Origin of the sequence: Streptomyces glomeratus (genome assembly GCF_021462825.1) — a bacterium.
Classification (GTDB): domain Bacteria; phylum Actinomycetota; class Actinomycetes; order Streptomycetales; family Streptomycetaceae; genus Streptomyces; species Streptomyces glomeratus.
The window spans coordinates 134,711-158,295 of sequence record NZ_JAKEEB010000002.1 but is presented as its reverse complement, the minus strand read 5'-3'; the positions used below and the strand labels follow the sequence as shown (position 1 = coordinate 158,295).

At 70.6% G+C, this 23,585-nt stretch carries 21 protein-coding genes, 1 tRNA gene and 2 pseudogenes; 12 read left to right on the top strand and 12 right to left on the bottom strand.

Translation table 11 applies throughout. The features are described from left to right. Positions 1-487 precede the first annotated feature (487 nt). The 3 genes and pseudogenes from fxsT to LZ604_RS02770 all read left to right on the top strand — a co-directional run. Positions 488-2,023 (top strand): annotated as a pseudogene (gene fxsT / locus LZ604_RS02780) (FxSxx-COOH system tetratricopeptide repeat protein); the annotation flags it as partial. 95 nt (positions 2,024-2,118) lie between these two features. Then, entirely contained in the window at positions 2,119-2,808 is a 690-nt protein-coding gene (locus tag LZ604_RS02775) for a tetratricopeptide repeat protein (protein ID WP_234512212.1), read from the top strand. After that, a pseudogene (locus LZ604_RS02770) lies at positions 2,774-3,349 on the top strand (HAD family hydrolase); the annotation flags it as partial. The gene LZ604_RS02775 and the pseudogene LZ604_RS02770, both read left to right, overlap by 35 nt. Positions 3,350-3,473: 124 nt before the next feature. On the opposite strand, the gene LZ604_RS02765 reads toward LZ604_RS02770, so the two are convergent. The 3 genes from LZ604_RS02765 to LZ604_RS02755 all read right to left on the bottom strand — a co-directional run bounded on the left by LZ604_RS02765 (position 3,474) and on the right by LZ604_RS02755 (position 5,394). Beyond that, positions 3,474-3,547, bottom strand: a tRNA-Pro gene (locus tag LZ604_RS02765). A 33-nt stretch (positions 3,548-3,580) separates the two neighbouring features. Then, on the bottom strand, positions 3,581-4,363 hold the full coding sequence (locus LZ604_RS02760; protein ID WP_234512210.1) for a Pr6Pr family membrane protein: 783 nt from the start codon (positions 4,361-4,363) through the stop codon (positions 3,581-3,583). A 104-nt stretch (positions 4,364-4,467) separates the two neighbouring features. Then, positions 4,468-5,394: a metallophosphoesterase gene (locus LZ604_RS02755; RefSeq protein WP_234512208.1), complete on the bottom strand. Its 927-nt coding sequence runs from the start codon at positions 5,392-5,394 to the stop codon at positions 4,468-4,470. A 153-nt stretch (positions 5,395-5,547) separates the two neighbouring features. Here LZ604_RS02755 and LZ604_RS02750 point away from each other — a divergent pair, with 153 nt between their 5' ends. After that, positions 5,548-6,015, top strand: a complete 468-nt coding sequence (locus tag LZ604_RS02750; RefSeq protein ID WP_234512206.1) for a GatB/YqeY domain-containing protein — start codon at positions 5,548-5,550, stop codon at positions 6,013-6,015. Positions 6,016-6,121: 106 nt separating this feature from the next. Here LZ604_RS02750 and LZ604_RS02745 read toward each other — a convergent pair whose 3' ends face one another. Beyond that, positions 6,122-8,437, bottom strand: a complete 2,316-nt coding sequence (locus LZ604_RS02745) for a transglycosylase domain-containing protein (protein WP_234512204.1) — start codon at positions 8,435-8,437, stop codon at positions 6,122-6,124. Positions 8,438-8,846: 409 nt separating this feature from the next. On the opposite strand from LZ604_RS02745, the gene LZ604_RS02740 reads away from it, so the two are divergent. Further along, entirely contained in the window at positions 8,847-9,185 is a 339-nt protein-coding gene (locus LZ604_RS02740; RefSeq protein WP_234512202.1) for a WhiB family transcriptional regulator, read from the top strand. A gap of 382 nt (positions 9,186-9,567) precedes the next feature. Here LZ604_RS02740 and bagB read toward each other — a convergent pair whose 3' ends face one another. Together bagB and bagA are read right to left on the bottom strand one after the other, a co-directional pair. Continuing rightward, entirely contained in the window at positions 9,568-10,947 is a 1,380-nt protein-coding gene (gene bagB, locus LZ604_RS02735; RefSeq protein ID WP_234512200.1) for an ATPase BagB, read from the bottom strand. After that, positions 10,944-11,921, bottom strand: a complete 978-nt coding sequence (bagA, locus tag LZ604_RS02730; RefSeq protein ID WP_234512198.1) for an ATPase BagA — start codon at positions 11,919-11,921, stop codon at positions 10,944-10,946. Before bagA ends, bagB begins: the two co-directional genes overlap by 4 nt. A gap of 238 nt (positions 11,922-12,159) precedes the next feature. Here bagA and sp36 point away from each other — a divergent pair, with 238 nt between their 5' ends. The 4 genes from sp36 (at position 12,160) to LZ604_RS02710 (ending at position 14,675) form a co-directional block, all read left to right on the top strand. After that, the gene (gene sp36, locus LZ604_RS02725) at positions 12,160-12,321 is read left to right on the top strand and encodes a Sp36 family protein (RefSeq protein WP_003975360.1); all 162 of its coding nucleotides are present in this window, start codon (positions 12,160-12,162) and stop codon (positions 12,319-12,321) included. After that, the gene (locus tag LZ604_RS02720; protein WP_234512196.1) at positions 12,318-12,785 is read left to right on the top strand and encodes a RidA family protein; all 468 of its coding nucleotides are present in this window, start codon (positions 12,318-12,320) and stop codon (positions 12,783-12,785) included. The genes sp36 and LZ604_RS02720 overlap by 4 nt, the downstream gene beginning before the upstream one ends. Before the next feature lie 164 nt (positions 12,786-12,949). Next, complete coding sequence (locus LZ604_RS02715) at positions 12,950-13,819, top strand: NUDIX hydrolase (protein WP_234512194.1); 870 nt, start codon at positions 12,950-12,952, stop codon at positions 13,817-13,819. 25 nt (positions 13,820-13,844) lie between these two features. After that, complete coding sequence (locus LZ604_RS02710) at positions 13,845-14,675, top strand: MBL fold metallo-hydrolase (RefSeq protein WP_234512192.1); 831 nt, start codon at positions 13,845-13,847, stop codon at positions 14,673-14,675. 89 nt (positions 14,676-14,764) lie between these two features. Here LZ604_RS02710 and LZ604_RS02705 read toward each other — a convergent pair whose 3' ends face one another. Continuing rightward, on the bottom strand, positions 14,765-15,604 hold the full coding sequence (locus LZ604_RS02705) for a nucleotidyltransferase domain-containing protein (RefSeq protein ID WP_234512190.1): 840 nt from the start codon (positions 15,602-15,604) through the stop codon (positions 14,765-14,767). Between the two features lie 91 nt (positions 15,605-15,695). Next, complete coding sequence (locus tag LZ604_RS02700) at positions 15,696-16,370, bottom strand: Crp/Fnr family transcriptional regulator (protein ID WP_103837943.1); 675 nt, start codon at positions 16,368-16,370, stop codon at positions 15,696-15,698. A 335-nt stretch (positions 16,371-16,705) separates the two neighbouring features. Between LZ604_RS02700 and nth the strand changes: the two genes are divergently transcribed. The 3 genes from nth (at position 16,706) to LZ604_RS02685 (ending at position 20,006) form a co-directional block, all read left to right on the top strand. Further along, entirely contained in the window at positions 16,706-17,800 is a 1,095-nt protein-coding gene (gene nth, locus LZ604_RS02695; RefSeq protein WP_234512188.1) for an endonuclease III, read from the top strand. A gap of 199 nt (positions 17,801-17,999) precedes the next feature. Next, positions 18,000-18,686 carry an NUDIX hydrolase gene (locus tag LZ604_RS02690; RefSeq protein WP_234512185.1) on the top strand — a complete coding sequence of 229 codons (687 nt, stop codon included), beginning with the start codon at positions 18,000-18,002 and terminating at the stop codon, positions 18,684-18,686. A gap of 120 nt (positions 18,687-18,806) precedes the next feature. Continuing rightward, positions 18,807-20,006, top strand: coding sequence for a MarP family serine protease (locus tag LZ604_RS02685; RefSeq protein WP_234512183.1), 1,200 nt, complete (start codon positions 18,807-18,809; stop codon positions 20,004-20,006). Between the two features lie 40 nt (positions 20,007-20,046). Here LZ604_RS02685 and LZ604_RS02680 read toward each other — a convergent pair whose 3' ends face one another. The 4 genes from LZ604_RS02680 to nhaA form a co-directional block, all read right to left on the bottom strand. Further along, a complete protein-coding gene (locus LZ604_RS02680) occupies positions 20,047-20,226 on the bottom strand; it encodes a hypothetical protein (RefSeq protein WP_234512181.1) in 180 nt (59 codons plus the stop codon). Between the two features lie 195 nt (positions 20,227-20,421). Then, positions 20,422-21,372: an alpha/beta fold hydrolase gene (locus LZ604_RS02675; RefSeq protein WP_234512179.1), complete on the bottom strand. Its 951-nt coding sequence runs from the start codon at positions 21,370-21,372 to the stop codon at positions 20,422-20,424. Continuing rightward, positions 21,369-21,848 (bottom strand): phage holin family protein, encoded by a 480-nt coding sequence (locus LZ604_RS02670; protein WP_234512177.1) that lies wholly within the window; start codon positions 21,846-21,848, stop codon positions 21,369-21,371. The genes LZ604_RS02675 and LZ604_RS02670 overlap by 4 nt, the downstream gene beginning before the upstream one ends. 129 nt (positions 21,849-21,977) lie before the next feature. Beyond that, on the bottom strand, positions 21,978-23,432 hold the full coding sequence (gene nhaA, locus LZ604_RS02665) for a Na+/H+ antiporter NhaA (RefSeq protein ID WP_234512174.1): 1,455 nt from the start codon (positions 23,430-23,432) through the stop codon (positions 21,978-21,980). Positions 23,433-23,585 lie beyond the last annotated feature (153 nt).

The window sequence follows — 23,585 nt, the reverse complement described above, 5'->3', positions numbered from 1 at the left end:
ATTACCGTCCAAGACGGTCTGGCCGCGGCTGTGCCGTTTGGCCCCCCGTTTGGCCCCCCATGAGCGCCCGCCGACTCCTGTCGGCGTCTGTGCCCCGCCGGCAGGTCGGAAACACGCATTACGAGTTGTCCGATCTTGCTCCGTGAGCGTCCATAGGCGTCCACGAATCGACGTTCGCCCCTGGTCAGAGGCGCTTCCCAACCCCGATGGACGATGGCGGACACCCTGGAACGAGCGGCTACTGAGACCGCAACTGAGACTGGGCCGCCCGCGGGCACTCCCCGTCAGGCACCGCCTCGCCGTGTGGCCCTGTCAGCAGAGCCACAAGACGAGTGGAGCCGCGAACGACACAACCCCTGCCGTCGTCATCCGTGGTCGGCGTGGTCCCGGATCGTGCCCGATTCCTGGCTTGTGTGGGTGAACGCAGGCGGGTTGGGGGTGGGGGGTTCTAGGCTCGGAGGTTCAGTGGGGTGGCTGGTTTCGGGGGATGGGGATGGGCGGCGTTGGGGTGTCTGGCGGGGCGTGGTTCGTCAGTCATGCGGGGGCGGATCGGGCCTGGGCGGAGTGGGTGGCGTGGCAGTTGGTCGATGCCGGTTTCCAGGTGGAGTTGGATTACTGGGACTGGGGTGCGGGTGACAACTTCGTCCTGAAGATGAACGCCGCTTTGGAAGCGGGGCGGTTTCTGGCGTTGTTCTCCCCGGCCTACTTCGAGCCGGAGCGGTTCACCACGCCAGAGTGGACCGCCATGGTGGCGATGAAGGAGAAGATCACTCCTGTCTGTGTGGCCGAGGTCGTCTCACCACCGATCCTGCGCCCCCTGCTGGCCCCGAAGTTGTTCGATTTGGGTGAGGAAGCCGCCCGGCGGGTGCTGCTGGAGGCGGTCAGCGGCCCGCGTCGGCCGACCGCTGCCCCGGTCTTTCCGGGGGCGTTGCGGCAGCTGGGTGGCAGCGGGCCCCGTCTGCCCGGGTCGCTGCCGCGGGTGTGGAACCTGCCCGCCCGCAACGCTTCCTTCACCGGCCGCGACACCCTCCTCGTCCAGTTACGTCAGACCTTGGCGGCCAGCAGTCGTGTCGCCGTTCAGGCGCTGCACGGACGGGGCGGGGTCGGTAAGACCCAGCTCGCCGTCGAATACGCGCACCGCTTCGCCGGCGAGTACGAACTGGCCTGGTGGATCGCCGCCGAGGATCCCGCCCTGATCCCCGATCAGCTGGCCCAGCTCGCCACCCGTATCGGCGCGGCGCCTGCCGGCGCACCCTCGGCCGACGCCGTGGAGGTGCTGTTGGGTGAGCTGCGCACCCGCTCTCGCTGGCTGCTGGTCTTCGACAACATCGAAGACCCCGCCATCCTGGCCCCCTACCTCCCGGGGGGCGGTGGTCACGTGCTGATCACCTCCCGCAGTCCGGACTGGCAGGCTCACGCCAGCCCGCTGAACGTCGACGTCTTCACTCGCGCCGAATCGGTCGCCCTGCTCCACGCCCACGGTGCCGCACTAAGTGAGACTGATGCCGACGAGCTCGCCCGGACCCTGGATGACCTCCCGCTCGCCCTCGCCCAGGCCGCCGCCCTCCTCACCAACGGCCTGTTGTCGGCTGCCGACCTGAGCGCGGAACTGGCTCGGAGCACGGCCGAGGTCCTGGCCGAGGGCCGCCCGGCTGGCTACCCCGTCTCCCTGGCCGCGCAGGTCCGCCTGACCACCACCCGCCTGGCATCCGACCACCCTGGCGCAGCCGCCCTCATGTCCGCCCTGACCCTGCTGGCCCCGGAACCCTTTCCCGTCACCACCTGCGCCGGCCACCTCCCCGACAACGTCTCCACACCCCTGGCCGACGCCCTGGCCACCCGCCTGGCCGGCAGCGCAGCGCTGCACGCGATCACCCGGCACAGCCTGGCGAGGGTACAGGACGGCACCCTTCAGCTGCACCGCCTGACCCAGACCGTGCTGCGTGATCAGCTCACGCCTGACCAACGCCGGCAGGCGGGCCGGGACGCCGAAGCCCTCCTGACCGCGGCCTATCCCGGAGACGTCGGACAGCCTCGACCTGGCCCGCCTGGCGAGTGCTGCTGCCCCATCTCCTCGCGGTGGACCCGGCCCTCATCACCAGCGGAGCGGGACGGGGTGTGGTCCGCAATGCCTGCTGGTATCTGCTGGACCGCGGCCAGGCCCGTACCGCCCGGAACCGCCTCCAGCAGCTGTACGACACCTGGTTACGGCGGCTCGGCCCGGACCACGAAGGCACCCTGTGGACTGCCTACTGCCTCGCCCGCGCTCTCGACGACACCGAGGACCACGCCAGTGCCCGCGCCCTGGACGAGGACACCCTCCAGCGCCGCCGCCGACTCCTAGGCGAAGACCACCCCGAGACCCTGACCACCGCCTCCAACCTGGCCATCCGGCTGGCGGCGCTGGGACAGACCGAGGAGGCCCGCACCCTGGGCGAGGACACCCTGACCCGGCAGCGGCGGGTACTGGGCGAAGACCACCCCGACACCCTACGCACCGCCCACAACCTCGCCATCCGGCTGGCGGACCTGGGACAGACCGAGGAGGCCCGCACCCTGGGCGAAGCCACCCTGACCCGACGGCGCCGGGTACTAGGCGAAGACCACCCCGCCACCCTGATCACCGCCGCCAACCTGGCCATCGATCTGGCGGCGCTGGGACAGACCGAGGAGGCCCGCACCCTGGGCGAGGACACCCTGACCCGACGGCGGCGGGTACTGGGCGAAGACCACCCCAACACCCTGACCATCCTCAGGTTCTTGGACCAGCTGGGTGCGGCACGGGAGGACTCCGACATCGGGGGGTGATCAGTCAGCACACCGGCGATCCCCGGGAGCCGTCCGTCGGGGCACTGGACAGAGACCAGGACAACGAGCGGTACGGAAGCTGGGTCGGGCGCCTGTCGCGTACGGTCGCTCTGTGCTGGCACTTTTCGACCTGGACAACACCCTGATCGACCGGCGCGGGGGCCTGGAGGACCGGGCACGAGGCTTCGTGCGTTCGCGGCGTCTGCCCCGAGAGGCGGAGTCCGTCATCTGCGATCGGCTCCGGGAGCGGGCATACCCCTCGGATTTCCTGGACCTGCGGGAGACGCTAGGGCTCAGCGACGACCCTGAAGATCTCTGGCATGGGTACGTCGACGGCATCGCACGGTCGGTGCGCTGTGCCCCGGAGGTTCGGAGGAGCCTCGAAGAACTTCGGGGCACAGGGGGGTGGACGCTCGGGGTCGCGAGGAACGGCGCGGGGGACATCCAGCGGGCCAAGCTCGTCGCGACCGGACTCGCGTCGCTCTTTGACGGGATCTGCATCTCGGAGGAAATCGGCGCCCGGAAGCCGGCGTACGAGCACTTCGAGGCTGCGGCGTCGTTGTGCGGTACCCGGCTGAGTGCCGGTAGTCACGCAGTTAGACACGCAGCAAAGCCAGAGGGCCCTCACCGAAACGGTAAGGGCCCTCTGACCTGCTACTTGACTGTCGGGGTGGCGGGATTTGAACCCACGACCTCTTCGTCCCGAACGAAGCGCGCTGCCAAGCTGCGCTACACCCCGATGTCGCTGCTTGCCGCGGCGACGACGTTTACTTTAGCCCACTGGCGGCTGGAGACGAAATCCGGTTTTCGGGCGGCGGGTGGGGTCCGGGCGGACGTGGTCCAGGGCGACCATGAGGAGGGCCAGGGCGAAGAACGCCAGGCCGAGCAGGAGTGCGTTGGCGAGGACGCTTTTGTAGCCGAGCCGGCCCGCGTCCAGGAACGGATACAGGTAGCGCTCCGGTGTGCCCGGCGGGAGCCGCTCGCCGCGGATCAGGGAGAAGATCAGGTAGGCCAGGGGGTACAGCAGCCAGGTCCTCGCCTGGCGCAGGCCCAGGGGCACCGGGCTCGTCAGCAGCAGCCAGTCGAGCAGTGCCGCGACCGGGATCAGGGTGTGCAGGATCTGGTTGGTGAGCGCTGCCCAGCCCGTGGGTGCCCCCGTCTGGCCGGTCATGGAGAAGGGGCCCGGTTCGTTCACCAGCAGTACGTGGTAGACGAGGCCGGTGATCAGGGCGTAGAAGACCGTGCCCCCGGCCATCAGGGGCGGGAGCGGGCGGTGGGCCGTCCACGCCCGCCACGCCGACAGGATGAAGACGAGCGCGAGCAGTGCGTCGACCTGGATCGTGAAGTAGCTCAGCACCCGTGCCGGGTTGCCGAGGTGCAGGTCGACGGCCACCGCGGCGGCGGCCGTCAGGGCCACCATCAGGCGGTAGGCGGCCACCTTCGGGTGGTGTATGACGGCCAACACGGCGGTGGGGGGCACGGTGGACGGCAGCAGCGCCGGCATGCCCGGCACCGGAGGGAGGTCCGGGATGTCCTTGGGGAGCGGCCCGATCATGCCCTCACGCTAAGCAGGCCGGGCGAAATGGGCGATACGGGTGGTCCGAGCGGGTTACGGCGTCGGCTGCCGTCCCTGCGTGAGTCACCGGGCCGGTGGCTCCGCTACCCCCTGCCCACCAGCGTCAGCAGTGTCGCCTCCGGCGGGCATGCGAACCGTACCGGGGTGTAGCGGTTCGTCCCGCAGCCCGCCGACACGTGCATATAGGAGGTGAGGCCTTCCGCCGTGTGCCGGGACAGACCCTTCACCCGGTCGGTGTCCAGATCGCAGTTGGTGACCAGCGCGCCGTAGAAGGGGATGCACAGCTGGCCGCCGTGGGTGTGGCCCGCGAGGATCAGCGGGTAGCCGTCCGCGGTGAACGCGTCGAGGGCACGCAGGTACGGCGCGTGGACCACACCGATCGAGAAGTCGGCCGACGCCGAGGGGCCGCCCGCCACCCGCGCGTACCGGTCGCGCTTGATGTGCGGGTCGTCCAGGCCCGTCAGCTCGATCTCCAGGCCCTCGACCTTCAGCGTGCCCCGCTTGTTCGTCAGGTTCAGCCAGCCCGCCGCGTCGAAGCCGTCCCGCAGGTCCTCCCAGGGGTTGTGGACGGCCCCGACCACGGGCGGATTGCCGTTCAGACCGTGGCTGCCCCTTGCCTTCTCCACCAAGTAGCGGGCGGGGTTGCGGAGCCTGGGGCCGTAGTAGTCGTTCGATCCGAAGACGTACGCCCCGGGGAAATCCATCAGCGGGCCCAGCGCGTCCAGCACCTCCGGCACGCCCTCGGGATCGGAGAGGTTGTCCCCGGTGTTGATCACGATGTCGGGGCGCAGTCCCGCCAGGGAGCGCAGCCAGCGCTGCTTCTTGCGCTGTCCGCCCACCATGTGGATGTCGGAGACCTGGAGCACACGCACCGGGCGCATGCCCGGCGGCAGCACCGGGACCGTCACCCGGCGCAGCCGGAAGGACCGGGCCTCGAACCCGGCCGAGTACAGCAGTCCGGCGGCGGCCACCGCCGTGATTCCCAGGGGCACTCCGTATCGCGCGCGCATACGACCATCGTGTCAGAATCCCGGCGCGTCACGCGCCCGCCTGTGGACAACCGCGGCCGGGCGGCAGCGTGGGCGAGTTGGGGAGTCGCAACACCTCCGCGCCACCGGAAATCATGGGGCGGCCGCCCCGGCACACCTGCGACAATCGGAGCCATGACCACGCTCAAGTCGAAGCTGCAGGAAGACCTCAACGCCGCGATCAAGGAGCGCGACGAGCTCCGCTCCTCGACGCTCCGGCTGACGCTCGCCGCGATCACCAAGGAGGAGGTCGCGGGCAAGGAGAAGCGCGAGCTCTCCGACGAGGAGGTCACCAAGGTGATCACCCGCGAGGCGAAGAAGCGCCGGGAGGCCGCCGATGCCTTCGCCCAGGGCGGCCGCACCGAGCAGGCCGAGCGGGAGAAGGCGGAGGGCGAGGTGCTCGCCGCGTACCTGCCCAAGCAGCTGTCCGACGACGAGCTGCGGCAGATCGTCGCCCAGGCCGTGGAGGAGGCGAAGGCGGCGGGCGCCGAGGGCCCGCGCGCCATGGGCCAGGTCATGAAGATCGTCAACCCGAAGGTCGCGGGCCAGGCGGAGGGCGGACGCGTCGCCGCCGTGGTCAAGCAGCTCCTCGCAGGGAGCTGACCGGCCCACCCGTCGCCCCGGCGCTCATGGCAGCGGGGGCGCCCCTCCGGGTGAGGGGCGCCCCCGTCGTCGTACCGGACGCCGGCCGGGGCGTCCTGAGCGGGAGCTAACCCCGCGGCCCGCCGGTACCGTTCCCGCCGTTTCCGTTGCCCTGGAACCACCCCTCCGGGATGGAGAAGGAGGGCGACGGGGCCGGGCCGCCGCCGGTCGCCCCGGTCGTCGTCCCGTTGGTTCCGCCGTGGGCGCCGCCGTGGCCCAGTCCGCCGATCAGTCCGCCGATCAGTCCGCCGTCGCCCTGCCCGCCGTTGCCGTTCCCCTGGTCGTTCCCTTCGTCGCCCTGCCCCTCGTCGTGGGTGCTGTCGGGGATGTCGACGAGGGTGAAGTCCTGGACCGGCTTGCCCTCCAGCGCGCCCGTCATCATGTCGCGCCAGATCGGACCCGGGACCTGGCCGCCGTAGACCTTGGCGTAGGGGGTGCCACCGATGGTGATGTTGACCATGCGCCGCTTGTGCGCCGGGTCGCCCACCCAGACCGCGCCCGCCATGTTCGGCGTGTAGCCGACGAACCAGGCCGCGTAGCGGAAGTCCGTCGTACCGGTCTTGCCCGCGCTGGGACGGCTGCCGAGGCCGGCCTGCGTACCCGTGCCGTCCTCGACCACGCCCTTGAGGATCGTGTTGATCGTGTCCGCGGTGGTCTCCGACATGGCGCGTGAGCACGTCGACTTAGGGACGGCCAGCGACTTCTTCTGGTTGCCGACGGTCTGCGTGATCGACTCGATGGCGACGGGAGTGCAGTACGTGCCACGGTCGGCGAAGGTCGCGTACGCGCTCGCCATCGTCAGCGGCGACATCTCCTGGGTGCCGAGGGCGATCGACGGGGCCTGGTCGATGCTCAGCCCGTCCGCACGGCGCACGCCCATCTTCCCGGCCATGTTGATCACCGGGCAGATGCCGATGTCGCTGATCAGCTGCACGTAGTAGGTGTTGACCGACTTGGCGGTCGCCTCCTTCATGCCGTACGGGCCGTGCTCCTCCTCGTTCTCGTTGGTGAGCTTGGCGTTCTCCGAGTTCATCCACCTCTTGCCGTCGCAGGCGTCGACCGGGCTCGGGTACTCCATCTCGTACGGCGAGGGGTACTCCTGGGTCGCCGGCGTGCCGCCCTCTATGGCGGCCGCGGCCACGATCGGCTTGAACGTCGAACCGGGCTGGTAGCCCGCGCCGCCGCCCATGGCCTTGTCGACCGAGAGGTTGATCTGCGTCTCGTTCTTGCCGAAGCCGTACGGACGGGACTGGCCCATCGCGAGGATCCTGCCGGTGCCGGGCTCGACGATGGTCGCGGCGGTGGCCACCTCGTCACTCTTGTTGACGTGTCCCTTGACCGACTTCTGCACCGACTCCTGGGCCTGTGGGTCCAGCGTCGTGTGGATCGTCAGACCGCCGCGGTTCCAGATCTTCGCCCGGTCGGCCTTGGTCTTGCCGAACATCGGGTCGTTCAGGAACACCTCGCGCACGTAGTCGCAGAAGAAGCCCGCGCCCTTGACCGCCGTGATGCAGCCGTTCTTCGGCTCGCTCACCTTCAGCCCGAGGCCCGTCTTCTTGGCCTTGTCGGCCTCGGCCTGGGTGATGTCGTGGACATCGGCCATGCGCTGCAGCACCACATTGCGCCGCTTCTTGGCCTCCGCCTCGTCGTTCACCGGGTCGTACCGGGTGGGGGACTGGACGAGGCCCGCGAGGAGCGCGGCCTCCTGGAGCTTGAGGTCCTTGGCGTGCTTGGAGAAATAGCGTTCGGAGGCCGCCTCCACGCCGTAGGCCTGCTGGCCGAAGAAGGTGATGTTCAGATAGTTCTCGAGGATCTTCTTCTTGCCGAGCTTCTCCTCGATCTGGATCGCGTACTTCAGCTCGCGGACCTTGCGGCCGAGGGTCTGCTGGGTGGCCTGGGCGACCTTCGTCGGGTCGTCGCCGGCCTCCTCCACGAAGTAGTTCTTCACCAGTTGCTGCGTGAGCGTGGAGGCGCCCTGGGCGACCCCTCCGCTCTGCGCGTTCTGGTTCAGCGCACGCAGAACGCCCTTCAGGTCGATCGCGCCGTGCTCGTAGAACCGCGAGTCCTCGATCGCGACGATCGCCTTCTGCATATACGGCGAGATGTCCTTGAGGTCCACCACCGTGCGGTCGCGGGAGTAGACCGTGGCGATCTGGCCGCCCTGGCTGTCCAGAATGGTGGTGCGCTGGCTCAGCTGCGGGCTCTTCAGGTTGGACGGGATCTCGTCGAATCCCTGGACCGACCCCTTGGCCGCGAGTCCGAGCGCACCCGCTGCGGGCAGCGCGATGCCGGCCATCACCGCCCCCGCGAGCACACTGACCCCGAGGAACTTGGCGGCCTGCTGCACGGGGGACAGCCCCCCGCCCGAGCGCTTCTTTGGCATGAGGGCAGCCTACGTTCTCATTCGCCGGACACGCGTCTAGGCCTTGGCCTAAGCTGCTCACAACTGTCACAGCAGCAGGGCCACGTATCAAGTACGTCCGGCGACCCCGAATCGTTCCGGTGTTCCTCCAACTTTTTTGTTGGGTGCGTGTCCGAATCCGCCTCGTGTGTCACCGGGCGTCCGTTGTGACGCAACTGAAGTGTGCTGGTTCGCCCCCAAAGTCACGTATGTCGTCAGCTCACTCCCCCGGGTGATCTGCCGCTTACCCATAGTCCGTTCGGACCATTCAAGATTGGGCCCGCAGGGGGTGTTGCGCTGTGCCCACCTTCCGTAACGTCCTCAACTGGCGGCGGTGAATATGCCGCTGCCGCCGTGGGGGAGCCTCGATTCGGGAGAGGACGGCGCCGGTATGGGCTGGGTAACCGACTGGAGTGCGCAGGCGGCCTGCCGCACTACCGATCCGGATGAACTGTTCGTTCAGGGAGCAGCGCAGAACAGGGCCAAGGCGGTGTGCACCGGATGCCCGGTACGCACCGAATGTCTGGCCGACGCACTCGACAACCGCGTCGAGTTCGGCGTGTGGGGTGGCATGACGGAGCGTGAGCGTCGCGCACTGCTGCGCAGGCGGCCGACCGTCACCTCGTGGCGTCGCCTGCTGGAGACCGCACGTACGGAGTATGAGCGTGGAGCGGGCCTGCTGCCCCTCGACGAGGAAGAGGCATACGAGAGCTACGCGGCGGTGAGCTGAGCGCGGCCACCGCCGGGCGCGGCTCCGGGGCTGCCTGACTTTCGGCGTTCAACCTTGGGCGATTGCACTGTCTGCGGTTGGACTTCCGCGGGTTGACTGTCGGCCGTCGGACTGTGGCCAGTGGTGTTTCCGGTGTGTCCTTGAGCGGTTGTGGCATGGCCCGGGGGATCGATCTCCTCGTCGGCCGGCGTCTGAGAGGCGTGCCCGAGGTACGGCTGTGCCGTGCCCTCGCGGGCATGTGCCACCCCCCCACCGCCCGGGCATGCGGCATCGACCAGAAGGGCCATCAACTCAGGCCCTCACACATGCGCTACGTCACGCCCACTAGCAGCGCGGACGCCGTAGCAGGCGCCGTGGGAGCAGGGCAGGCACCCGGGAGCCCCTACGCGCGCGCTTCACGCTCCTCGGCGTATTCCGGTCCGTTCGCCGCGAGGCGGTCCCCGATGTCCCGTAGCCCCGCAAGGTCGTGGACGTCGCCGGGCAGCGCGGCCACCTCCGCCACGGCCACCTCGGGGTGGCGGGCGGTGAAACGGTCACGTGTGCGCTGTTCGCGGGAGAGCAGCTGCATACGTTCGGCATGCAGCCGGAGCAGGCCCGCGGTGAGTTGCTCGATGCTCCGGTCCTGGTCCGTGGAGGCGGGGGAGCCTGCGTCGGGAACAGATGCATCGGATGAGGGGGGTTCTGAACTTCCGTACGTGTCGGGAGAGTTACGAAGACCAGCTTTCCCGTCCTGCTGATCCACAATGCGGGGGTCTTCAAGATTTTCGGCGGCGGCGAGCGCCCGCTCGGCCGACAGCTGTGCGGCGCTGCTGCCGTGCACCCGGTTGAGAACGAGACCGGCCAGCGGCATGTCCTCGGCGGCCAGCCGCTCCACGAAGTACGCGGCCTCGCGCAACGCGTCCCGCTCCGGAGCCGCCACCACCAGGAACGCCGTGCCCGGCGCCTGCAGCAGCTTGTACGTGGCGTCCGCGCGCGTACGGAACCCGCCGAACATGGTGTCCATGGCGGCCACGAACGTCTGGACGTCTTTGAGGAGCTGACCCCCGAGCAGCTTCCCCAGGACGCCGGTCATCATCGACATCCCGACGTTCAGGAACTTCATCCCCGCACGGCCGCCCACCTTCGCCGGGGCCATCAGCACCCGGATCAGCTTGCCGTCCAGGAACGACCCGAGCCGTTTGGGGGCGTCCAGGAAGTCCAGCGCCGAGCGCGAGGGCGGTGTGTCGACGACGATGAGGTCCCACTCGTCCCGTGCGCGCAGCTGCCCCAGCTTCTCCATCGCCATGTACTCCTGCGTGCCCGCGAAGCCCGCCGAGAGCGACTGGTAGAAGGGGTTGCCCAGAATGGCGGCCGCCCGGTCGGGATCCGCGTGCGCCTCGACGATCTCGTCGAAGGTGCGCTTCATGTCGAGCATCATGGCGTGCAGTTCGCCGCCCGCGGCGTCCTCGATGCCCTTCACCCGCCGGGGACTGTTGCCCAGCGCGTCGATGCCCATCGACTGAGCCAGCCTGCGGGCCGGGTCGATGGTGAGCACGACCACCTTGCGGCCGCGCTCGGCGGCCCGCAGCCCCAGGGCCGCCGCCGTGGTCGTCTTGCCGACGCCACCGGAGCCGCAGCACACCACGATGCGGGTGCTCGGGTCGTCGAGGAGCGGGTCGACCTCCAGGACGGGTACGTGCTTCAGCGCGCGTGAAGAGCCCGTGTCCGTGTGGTCCGTGGACGCCTTGTCGTCGTGCGTGGGGGCTGGGTCCGGACTACTCATGAGATCCCTTGCTGACGCAGTTCCGTGGCCAGTTCGTACAGGCCCGCCAGGTCCATGCCCTCGGCGAGCAGCGGCAGTTCGTGCAGTGGCAGACCGAGGTCCGTGAGCACGGCGCGCTGCTCGCGCTCCAGGGCGAACCGCTCCGCGTACTCGTCGGCCTGCTGGAGCAGCGGGTCCACCAGCCGCTCCGCGAGCCCGCCGCGGCGCGCACCGCCGAGCCCGGCATTCGACAGGGTCTTGGCGAGGGCCGTCCGCGGCACGGCGTGCGCGAGGTCCAGCTCGGGCTCGTCCAGGATCGTGGGCCGCACCATGTTCACGATGATCCGGCCCACCGGAAGGCCGGCGGAGCGCAGTTCGGTGATTCCGTCCGCGGTCTCCTGGACGGGCATCTCCTCCAGAAGCGTCACCATGTGCACGGCCGTCTCCGGGGACTTCAGCACCCGCATCACCGCCTGGGCCTGATTGTGTATCGGGCCGATCTTGGCGAGGCCCGCCACCTCGTCGTTCACGTTAAGGAAGCGGGTGATGCGTCCGGTGGGGGGTGCGTCCATCACCACGTAGTCGTACGCGAACCTGCCGCTTCTGTCCTTCCGGCGGACGGCCTCGCACGCCTTGCCCGTGAGGAGCACGTCCCTCAGGCCGGGCGCGATGGTGGTGGCGAAGTCGATGGCTCCGAGCTTCTTCAGGGCCCGTCCCGCGCCGCCCAGTTTGTAGAACATCTGGAGGTAGTCCAGAAGGGCCAATTCGGGGTCGATGGCCAGCGCGTACACCTCGCCGCCGTCCGGGGCCACGGCGATCTTGCGCTCCTCGTACGGAAGCGCTTCCGTCTCGAAGAGTTGCGCGATGCCCTGTCTGCCCTCGACCTCGACGAGAAGGGTGCGTTTGCCCTCGGTCGCGAGGGAGAGCGCGAGTGTCGCGGCGACCGTCGTCTTACCGGTCCCGCCCTTGCCGCTGACGACCTGGAGCCTGCTCACGTCTTCGAGCCTAACCAGTCCGCGCGCGGGCTACGCGCGAGGCTGTGGACAACGCCCGTCACAGTCGGCCCACGCCGGGCCGCGCAGGGGCCCGCCCGGCCGGATCCTCGGTCGTCTGCCGGGTCGCCCTCGGCCCGCACCTCCCGATCGGCCCGGCTCGCGTCCGGTCGCGGGCCTTGGGCGCACGGGCCCGTGGTCGGCCGCATGCCCCGGCCGCGACAGCGGCTACAGTCGGCCCATGACCAAGTGGGAATACGCAACCGTGCCGCTGCTCGTCCACGCCACGAAGCAGATTCTGGACACCTGGGGCGAGGACGGCTGGGAGCTCGTCCAGGTGGTGCCCGGGCCGAACAACCCCGAGCAGCTGGTGGCCTACCTGAAGCGGGAGAAGCAGGCATGAGCGCGGTCGAGTCCCGGATCGCCGAACTCGGGCTGACGCTCCCGGAGGTCGTGCCGCCGCTGGCCGCCTACCAGCCGGCCGTGCGGTCCGGGGTGTACGTGTACACCTCCGGGCAGCTTCCGATGGTGGACGGCAAGCTCCCGGTGACCGGCAAGGTCGGCGCCGAGGTCACCGCGGAGGAGGCCAAGGACCTGGCCCGCACATGCGCGCTGAACGCGCTCGCCGCCGTCAAGTCCGTCACGGGTGACCTGGACCGCATCGCGCGCGTGGTGAAGGTCGTCGGCTTCGTGGCGTCGGCCGCGGACTTCACGGGTCAGCCGGGCGTCGTCAACGGCGCCAGCGAACTGCTCGGCGAGGTCCTCGGTGACCGGGGCGTGCACGCCCGCAGCGCGGTCGGCGTGGCGGTGCTGCCGCTGGACGCGCCGGTCGAGGTGGAGATCCAGGTGGAGCTCACGGAGGCGTGATCGCGTCCGTCCGACGTCAGGCCCCGCAAGACCGGCGCAGGCCCTGGACGGCTCCTCCAGGGGGGCGCCGTTCGGCGGGCACCCGCCGGGTGCGGCCGGTGACCCGCCGGGTGTGGCGATCACTGCCTCTCGAACATCCGCGCACTAAGGGATAGCCTCCGCCCATGGCGAATGGGCAGTGGTTTCCACCGGAGTGGCCGTCACGGATCCGCGCGCTCGCGGAGGGCACGCTCACCCCGGTCACCCCCAAGCGTGCGGCCACCGTGATGCTCCTGAGGGACACCGACGGCGCCCCCGCCGTGCACATGCTGCGCAGACGCGCCTCCATGGCCTTCGCCGGAGGCGCGTACGCCTACCCGGGCGGCGGTGTCGACCCGCGCGACCACGACCGCCGCATCGGCTGGGCGGGCCCCACGCGCGCGTGGTGGGCGGGCCGCCTGGGCGTCGACGAGACATCCGCCCAGGCCATCGTCTGCGCCGCCGTACGGGAGACGTACGAGGAGGCCGGCGTCCTGCTCGCCGGCCCCACCCCCGAGACGGTCGTCGGAGACACCACCGGCGAGGACTGGGAGGCGGACCGCGCGTCCCTGGTCGCCCGTGACCTCTCCTTCGCCGAGTTCCTCGACCGCCGGGGACTTGTCCTGCGCTCCGACCTGCTCGGCGCGTGGACCCGCTGGATCACCCCCGAGTTCGAGCCCCGCCGCTACGACACCTGGTTCTTCGTGGCCGCCCTCCCCGAAGGGCAGCGCACCCGCAACGCCTCCACGGAGGCCGACCGGACCGTGTGGATCCGCCCCCGCGACGCGGCCGACTCGTACGACAAGGGCGAGCTGCTGATGATGCCGCCCACCATCGCGACCCTGCGCCAGCTGGTGCCGTACGCCACCGCCGCCGACGCGCTCAAGGCCGCGCCCGGCCGTGATCTGGCGCCGGTGCTGGCCAGGGCCCACCTGGAGGACGGCCAGGTCGTCCTGGCCTGGCCCGGGCACGACGAGTTCACCAGGCACATCCCGACGGGTGAAGCGCCCGCATGACCTACGCGACGGAAGGCTCCCCCGCATGACGGACGCCGCAGCACTCCCCGGCCAGCCGCGCGGCGGGGTCCTCAGCGGTCCCGCCACCGCGCGCGCGGTGAACGTCCTCGCCCCCAACGCGTCGGCGATGACCCTCGACGGCACCAACACCTGGATAGTCTCCGAGCCCGACTCCGAGCTGGCGGTGGTCATCGACCCGGGCCCGCTCGACGACGGGCACCTGCGCCATGTGATCGAAACGGTGGAGAAGTCGGGCAGACGGGTCGCGCTCACCCTGCTCACGCACGGCCATCCGGACCATGCGGAGGGGGCCGCGCGGTTCGCCGAGCTGACGCGCACCAAGGTGCGCGCCCTGGACCCGGCGCTCCGGCTCGGCGACGAGGGGCTCGGCCCCGGGGACGTCGTCACCGTGGGTGGCCTCGAGCTGCGGGTGGTGCCGACGCCGGGTCACACCGCCGACTCCCTGTGCTTCCACCTCCCGGCCGACCGGGCGGTCCTGACCGGTGACACCATCCTGGGCCGCGGCACGACGGTCGTGGCGCATCCCGACGGTCGCCTGGGGGACTATCTGGACTCCCTGCGCCGTCTGAGGTCGCTCACGGTCGACGACGGCGTCCACACCGTGCTCCCCGGCCACGGGCCCGTCCTCGAGGACGCCCAGGGCGCCGTCGAGTACTACCTCGCCCACCGGGCCCACCGTCTCGCACAGGTCGAGACGGCGGTCGAGGACGGCCACCGCACGGCGGCCGAGGTCGTGGCCCATGTGTACGCGGACGTGGACCGCTCCCTGTGGCCGGCGGCCGAGCTGTCGGTACGGGCGCAGATGGACTACCTCAGGGAACACGGCCTGATCTGAGCGACCGGGGCGGCCAGGGGGTTTCGTTCGGATCGGTTCGGATCAGGCGCCGGGCGGTCGCGGACCCCGGGGTGATCCGAACGAACCCCTTAGGGCCCCGGCTGGGGCCGTGGCGCTTTGACGCCGTGTACGCGCGCGTACTCCTCGGCGAGCCAGGGCCCGAGGTCGTCGACGTAGGCCCGCAGGACGGCCGGATCGCCGTGCGGCTCGTAACCGCACACGGCCGCGGCGCGCATCCGGGCGGCCCGCTCCGGGTAGTACGCGGCGAACGCGTCGGCCATCTCCCCGAGGTCGCTGGTCCAGCCGTTCCAGCGGGGCATGACGAGGGTGAAGCCGGTGCGCACCAGATGGCGGGAGATACCCCGCACAAGGCCCCGACGGGCCTCCTCGGTGAGGGCCTCCGAGATCCGTGAGCGCCACCGCGGCAGATGCAGCGCGAGGTCGCCGTTCGTCTCGCGGGCGAGGCGGGAGTCGGGCCGGTAGCGGGGCAGGCCGTCCGCGAGGTCCTCGCCCAGCAGCGGCGTACACAGACAGGCGACGAACCAGCCCAGGTCGTACCTCTCCAGATCGCTCACCAGGCGCGCACGGCTGAACAGGAGCGTGCCGACACCGTCGATCTGCGGGAACTCCCCGTCGAGCGTGTCCCCGAGGTCCCGGGCGCTGTCGCGATCCCCCTCGGTGGGCTCCTCGCTCAGCGCGACCAGCAGATCGAGGTCGCTGCGTCCCACGCGCGCGGTGCCGCGCGGAATCGACCCGTAGAGGTACGCGCTGGTCATCCTCGCTCCGAAGACGACGGGCAGCCGCTCACGGGCGGCGGTGACGACGGGCCGGAAGGCGTCCGGGACGAGTCCGAGGGCGCCCTCACGCCGGATATACCCCTGTGAGTCGAGGCCCTTGCCCCGAGCGTGGCGATGCGGTGAAACGATCATGCGGCAACTGTGCCGGTCCCCGGTGACGAAAACGGGCCCCGCCTCCTCGGAGAACGGGACCCGCAGTCGTACGGACGGCCGGGACCGGGCGTCAGCGGGAACGCTTGGCCAGCCGCTCCACGTCCAGCAGGATCACCGCGCGCGCCTCCAGACGGAGCCAGCCGCGCTGGGCGAAGTCCGCCAGGGCCTTGTTCACGGTCTCACGCGAGGCGCCGACCAGCTGGGCCAGTTCCTCCTGGGTGAGGTCGTGCACCACGTGGATGCCCTCTTCGGACTGCACGCCGAACCGGCGCGACAGGTCCAGCAGCGCGCGGGCCACACGGCCGGGCACATCGGAGAAGACCAGATCGGACATCTGGTCGTTGGTCTTGCGCAGTCGCCGGGCCACCGCGCGCAGCAGTGCCGCGGCCACCTCGGGCCGCGCGTTCAGCCACGGCTGGAGGTCGCCGTGGCCCAGGCCCAGCAGTTTGACCTCGGTCAGCGCGGTGGCCGTCGCCGTGCGCGGGCCCGGGTCGAACAGCGACAGCTCGCCGATCAGCTCACCGGGGCCCAGCACCGCAAGCATGTTCTCGCGGCCGTCGGGGGACGTGCGGTGAAGCTTGACCTTGCCTTCCATGACCACGTACAGGCGGTCGCCGGGGTCGCCCTCGTGGAACAGCGAGTCGCCGCGGGCGAGGGTCACCTCACTCATGGAGGCGCGGAGCTCCGCGGCCTGCTCGTCATCGAGCGCCGCGAAGAGCGGGGCGCGCCGCAGAACGTCGTCCACGAGTTCTCTCCTTGTCGACCTGCTCAGGGGATCTTGCTCCCCTGGATACCAGGGGACCGTGTTCCCCATTTTGCCGGACGGTCCAAACAGTGTGATCTGTCACAAGGATGCCGCACGGATGTGCCGGGGTACGCGGCAGGGGTCCAATCGGGGCCCGATCCGTGGGCTCCGCGGCGGATGTCGGCGCCGGGCCTTAGGCTGGCCGGGTGTCCAAATCGCCGGTGAGAGCACAGGCCAAGGGGGCTGGGCGGGTGGTTGTACGTCGCAATTCCGCTGTGGGCGAACAGGGCGCCGCAGGCGGAGAGAAAACGGCAAAACAGGAAAAGCCGGCGCCGGTGGAGCAGAAGCCGGAGCAGGCGCCGGCGAAGGCGCCTGCCAAGAAGGCCGCCGCCGCGAGGACGCCTGCCAAGAAGACCACCGCCAAGAAGTCGGTCGCCAAGAAGCCGGTCGCCAAGAAGCCGGCCACCAAGAAGGCGGCCCCCGCGAAGGCCACGGCGAAGAAGACCTCCCCCGCGAAGAAGACCTCCCCCGCGAAGCCGGCCCCCGCGAAGAAGTCGGCCAGGAAGGCGGCGCACGTCGAGGCCGTCCCCAAGAGGGCCACCGTCGCCGTCGAGAGCGTCGCCCCTGCCAGGACCGTCACCCCCGAGCCCCCCGGGAACGAGTCCCGGGCCGCCCTCGTCCGCCGGGCCCGCCGGATCAACCGCGAGCTCGCCGAGGTGTACCCGTACGCCCACCCGGAACTGGACTTCGAGAACCCCTTCCAGCTGATCGTGGCGACCGTGCTGTCCGCCCAGACCACGGACCTGCGGGTGAACCAGACCACCCCGGCGCTCTTCGCCAGGTACCCGACTCCCGAGGACCTCGCTGCGGCCAACCCCGAGGAGGTCGAGGAGATCCTGCGTCCGACGGGCTTCTTCCGGGCCAAGACCAAGTCGGTGATAGGGCTCTCGAAGGCCCTGGTGGAGGAGTTCGGCGGTGAGGTCCCCGGCCGGCTGGAGGATCTCGTCAAGCTGCCCGGCGTCGGCCGCAAGACCGCCTTCGTGGTGCTGGGCAACGCCTTCGGCCGCCCGGGTATCACCGTCGACACGCACTTCCAGAGGCTCGTCCGCCGCTGGCAGTGGACCGACGAGACGGACCCGGACAAGATCGAGGCGGCCGTCGGCGCGCTCTTCCCGAAGAGCGACTGGACCATGCTCTCGCACCATGTGATCTTCCATGGCCGCCGTATCTGCCACGCCCGCAAGCCGGCCTGTGGCGCCTGCCCGATCGCCCCGCTCTGCCCGGCGTACGGCGAGGGCGAGACCGACCCGGAGAAGGCGAAGAAGCTTCTGAAGTACGAGAAGGGCGGCTTCCCCGGCCAGCGCCTGAAACCACCGCAGGCGTATCTGGACGCGGGCGGCATCCCGGCGCCCCCGCTGGGGGCCGGGTGAGGCCCGAGCGGGGCCCGGTGGGCGGCCCGGTCCGCGCCCCGGGAAAGGGACGTCGTCCTGGGGACCGGGTGAGCCCCTGTCCACTGGACCGGGTGGTCGGACACCCACACGAGGGACCTGCGGAACGATCGGTCGTGCCGAAGGCGTTGGGATCGGCAGAACGGGGGTGGCGATGACGCACGTGAGTGATACGGACCACATGAGCGAGACCGACAGCAAGCGACTGCTGCTGAGCACGGAGGGCCTGCCCGGCTGGCTCGACCCGGTAGTGCAGGTCACCCGGACCGTCGAGCCGCTCCAGCTCAGCCGCTTCCTGCCGCCGGAGAACGGGGCGGGGCGCCAGTCGGCCGTACTGATCCTCTTCGGGGAGGGCGACCGCGGCCCCGAGCTGCTGCTGATGGAGCGCGCCAGCTCGCTGCGCTCGCACGCCGGGCAGCCCTCGTTCCCCGGCGGCGCGCTCGACCCCGAGGACGGCGACCCGAAGGCCGAGGGGCCGCTGCGGGCCGCCCTCCGCGAGGCCGAGGAGGAGACGGGACTCGACCCGGGCGGTGTCCAGCTCTTCGGCGTGCTGCCCAAGCTGTACATCCCGGTGAGCGGCTTCGTGGTGACGCCCGTCCTCGGCTGGTGGCGCGAGAGAAGCCCGGTGGGAGTCGTCGATCCCAACGAGACGGCGCGCGTCTTCACCGTCCCCGTGGCGGATCTCACGGACCCGGCCAACAGAGCCACCGCGCTGCACCCCAGCGGCCACCGAGGCCCGGCATTCCTGGTCGAATCCGCCCTCGTCTGGGGCTTCACCGCGGGAGTCATCGACCGCCTGCTGCACTACGCGGGCTGGGAGCGCCCCTGGGACCGCGACAAGCAGGTCCCGCTCGACTGGCGCTCATGACAAGGTGGCCTCCGTGCTGTGGTCTTACGGGGGATGCTGTGCCCCGCTGCCACTGCGCGACGGGCCGGCCCTCCGGCCGGATGACGGCGACCGGAAAGTGACGAGGCGAGGCTACAAGCAGTGAACGTGCTGGACATCCTGTTGCTGGTCGCCGCCGTGTGGTTCGCGATCGTGGGCTATCGCCAGGGCTTCGTCGTCGGCATCCTCTCGGTGATCGGCTTCCTGGGCGGCGGTCTCGTCGCGGTCTACCTGCTCCCGGTGATCTGGGACAGCGCCACCGACGGCGCCAAGGTGAGCACGACCGCCGCGGTGGTCGCCGTCGTCGTGGTGATCGTCTGCGCCTCCGTCGGCCAGGCCCTGACCACTCACCTCGGCAACAAGCTGCGCCGGTACATCACCTGGTCCCCGGCCCGCGCCCTGGACGCCACGGGCGGTGCGCTCGTGAACGTGGTGGCGATGCTCCTGGTCGCCTGGCTGATCGGATCCGCCCTCGCCGGTACGACGCTGCCCACGCTCGGCAAGGAGGTGCGCGGCTCCAAGGTGCTCCTCGGGGTCTCCCGCGCCCTGCCCGCGCAGGCGGACACCTGGTTCGCGGACTTCTCCTCGGTGCTCGCGCAGAACGGCTTCCCGCAGGTCTTCAGCCCGTTCGTGAACGAACCCATCACCGAGGTCCAGCCGCCCGACCCGGCCCTCGCGGCCAGTCCCGTCGCCATCCGGGCGCAGCGCTCCATCGTCAAGGTCATGGGTACCGCGCAGGGCTGCGGCAAGGTCCTCGAGGGGACCGGTTTCGTCTTCGGCGACCGCCGTGTCATGACCAACGCGCACGTGGTCGGCGGCGTCGACGAGCCCACCGTCCAGATAGGCGGCGAGGGCAGGAAGTACGACGCGAAGGTCGTGCTCTACGACTGGCGGCGCGACATCGCCGTACTCGACGTCCCGAACCTGAAGGCGCCGGTGCTGCGGTTCACCTCCACGGACGCGTCGGGCGGCAGCGGAGCGATCGTCGCGGGCTTCCCGGAGAACGGGTCGTACAACGTCCAGCCCGCGCGCGTCCGCGGCCGCATCACGGCCAACGGCCCGGACATCTACCACCGGGGCACGGTCCGCCGCGATGTGTACTCGCTGTACGCGACCGTCCGCCAGGGGAACTCCGGCGGCCCGCTGCTGACACCCGAGGGCAGGGTCTACGGGGTGGTCTTCGCCAAGTCCCTCGACGACGCCGACACGGGGTACGCGCTCACCGCCGACGAGGTCCGGGCGGACATCGCCAAGGGCCGTACGGCGAATCAGCAGGTGGACAGCGACAGCTGCGCACTGTGACGCCGGGGGACCGGGCGGGCCGCTTCCGGGCCCCGTACGGTCAACCGCGCGAGTGACGCAGTCGTACCGAGACCCAACGGGCCCGGCGGCGCAGAATGTGGTGGATCCCCACCCGGGGGTCCGTGTCCTGCAGCTGCGGGGCGCCCCGCTGGTGGGTGCCCGGCGCGGTGGCCGAGCGGCGGTCGCGTGCTGCGTCACTGTAGTCGTGCGTCCAGCCCATACCCCGACGTCTGCCCCCGCCCCATGGTCGATAACCGCCTTCCGGGCGCTCAATTGGCCTATGCGGCGGGCATGTGGCCGGTCGTGGAACAGCCGTTCCCCTTCGGGTACCGTGCGCATTCGCACGGTCACCGAACGGGTTCGAGGCGCGGGAGGCGGGACTTCGGGGCACTGCCGGACGCACGGCAGCGGCCGGTCAGCGGTCGGGCTCGGGGTCCTTGAGCCAGTTGACCAGCTCGGCGGAGAACGTCACCGGGTCCTCCTCGTGCGGGAAGTGCCCCAGCCCGTCGAACAGCCGCCAGCGGTACGGCGCCTCGACGTACTGGCCCGAACCCGCCGCGCTCCTCGTGCGCATGACGGGGTCCAGCGAGCCGTGCAGATGCAGGGTCGGAACCCGCACGGGCCGCTTCATACGCCGGTTGAACTGGATCCCGTCGGGCCGGGCCAGCGAGCGCACCATCCAGCGGTACGGCTCGACGGAGCAGTGCGCCGTCGAGGGGATGCACATGGCGCGCCGGTAGGCCTCCACGGCCTCGTCGTCCGGCAGCCGCGGCCCCGACCAGTCCCGGATCAGCCGGCCGACCAGGGCGGCGCCGTCGGCGGTCAGCCGGCGCTCGGGGATCCAGGGCCGCTGGAAGCCCCAGATGTAGGAGCTCGCGGCCGTCTGCCTGACGTCGCCGAGCATCGCCGAACGCCAGCGCCGTGGATGTGGCATCGAGGAGACGACGAGGCGCCTCACGAGCTTGGGGCGCATGGCGGCCGCCGTCCAGGCCAGGTACCCGCCCAGATCGTGGCCGACGAGCGCGGCGTCGGGCTCGCCCAGGGAGCGGACGACGCCGGTGATGTCGAGCGCCAGGTTCGCGGGGTCGTAGCCGCGTGGGGTGCGGTCACTGCCGCCGACCCCGCGCAGGTCCATCGCCACGGCGCGGAAGCCTGCTTCGGCGAGCGCCACCAACTGGTGCCGCCAGGTCCACCAGAACTGCGGGAAGCCGTGCAGAAGCAGCACCAGGGGCCCGTCGCCCAGCTCGGCGATGTGAAAGCGCGCGCCGTTGGCCGCGACGTCCCGGTGCGTCACCTCTTTCCCGCCGGGAACGTCGAGCCGTACGACCGAGATGGGTTGCGCCGAATGGGGGGCCGGGTCCGTCATGAGGACGAGCGTGCCACAGCTTCGGCCGCCGTGTCGGTCGGGTTGGACCGGCGGGGGTGCGGCTTGGCGTGCTGCAGGACGCCCGCCGTCTCCTTCATCGACGCGGCGACCTTCTGCGGTCCCTTGGCCTTCTTGGCCTTCTTGGCGAACACCAGGCCGGTCAGCCCGAGGAGTCCGGCGACCACCACGTTGGCGGCGAAGGAGAGCAGGAAGCAGACGGCCAGGTTCCAGCCACTCCAGGTCCGGATCCCGTAGGCCAGTGCGAAGTTCAGCATGGGCAGGGAGAACAGCAGCACGGCGCCCGCTGCCGAGAACGCGCCTCCGCTCGTCGCGCCACGCTTGACGTCCTGCTTGAGCTGGGCCTTGGCCAGCGCGATCTCGTCGTGCACCAGCGCGGACAATTCGGTCGTCGCCGAGGCGAACAGCTGGCCGATGCTGCGTTCGGCGCCGACCGGGCTTCCGTCGGGTGCGCTCATCGCGGTCTCCCTGCTCTCTGCGTGTCTACTCCGCGGACACTACGGAGTTGTGGATGTGTCAGATCATGCCGGACGGCCGTTCTCCCCGCTTGCCCCGCCCGCCACTTCGGCAAGCGTGCCGGTCTGGCCTCAACTCGGCCAGTCGTTGCGGGCGTCGGCCCGGTGAGCCGCCTCCGGCCCGGCCGGTGTCCCGCTCGCGGCCGTACCGAGCGTGGCGGTCGCGAGTGAGGCGAGCCTGCGGTGCTCGGCGGCCTTGCGCTCGTGGATCTCGGCCATGCGCAGGTGGTGGGCGGGGGCGTCCTGCGCGTAGACGTCGGGAACACCGTCCAGGTCCTCGTCGCGCTCCTCCTCCGCGCACAGGGCGCGGTACTTGGCGTTGCGGATCTTCAGCAGCGTGCTCGCGCACAGGGCCGCGATCAGCGACCCGGTGAGGACGGCGGCCTTGATCCGGCCCGCGAGCGCCGGATCGCCGCCGAATGCGAGTTCGCCGATGAGCAGCGAGACGGTGAAGCCGATACCCGCCAGGGAAGCCACGGCGAACACATCGGCCCAGGCGAGGCCCTTGCTGAGCGAGGCCCGGGTGAAACGGACCGCGAGCCATGTGCCGCCGAAGATGCCGGCCGTCTTGCCGACGACCAGACCCAGCACGACGCCAAGCGTCTCCGGCTTGGCGAACACATCCCCGAGCGCCTCTCCCGAGACCGCGACACCCGCGCTCAGCAGGGCGAACAACGGGACCGCGAGACCGGCCGACAGGGGCCGTACGAGATGTTCCATATGCTCGCCGGGGGAGTGCTCCTCGCCCTCGTGGCGGTGGCAGCGCAGCATGAGCCCCATGGCGACGCCCGCGACGGTGGCGTGGACGCCGCTGTTGTACATCAGCCCCCAGACGACCAGTGCGAGCGGAACGTACACGTACCAGCCGCGGACACCCTTGCGCAGCAGCACCCAGAAGACCGCGAGCCCGGCGAAAGCGCCGCCGAGGGCCGGGAGGTTCAGACGGTCCGTGAAGAAGATCGCGACGATCAGGATGGCGAACAGATCGTCGACGACGGCGAGCGTGAGCAGGAAGGCCCGCAGGGCCGACGGCAGCGAGGTGCCGATCACCGCGAGGACCGCGAGCGCGAAGGCGATGTCGGTGGCCGTGGGGACCGCCCAGCCGGCGAACGATCCTCCGCCTGCGGCGTTGGTGAGGCCGTAGACGGCCGCGGGTGCGGCCATGCCGCAGAGCGCGGCGACGACGGGCAGTACGGCGGCTCGCGGATCCCGCAGATCACCGGCGACCAGTTCGCGCTTGAGTTCGACCCCGGCGACGAAGAAGAAGATCGCGAGGAGGCCGTCGGCGGCCCAGTGCCGGACGGACAGGTCGAGGCCGAGGGCGGCGGGCCCGAAGCGGTACCGGCCGACGCTCTCGTAGCCGCTGTGCAGCGCGGGTATGTTCGCCCAGATCAGCGCGGCGACCGCGGCCAGCAGGAGCAGCACACCGCCGAGGGTCTCCGTGCGCAGAGCATCTGCGACAAAGGTCCGCTCGGGCAGGGAGAGCCGTCCGAGGAACGTGCGGTTACGGGCGCGGGGCGCGGCCACGGTGGAAGCCTCCGGTCGGGTGGGACGAGCTGACCGCCGTCACGCGAGCTCACGGACGGCTTGCCGACCAGACTTCCCGGCGCACCTCGAGCTGATTACTTTACCTGATCATTACGATCTGGGGTCCCGCGCTACGGATCAACGGCGGAACTT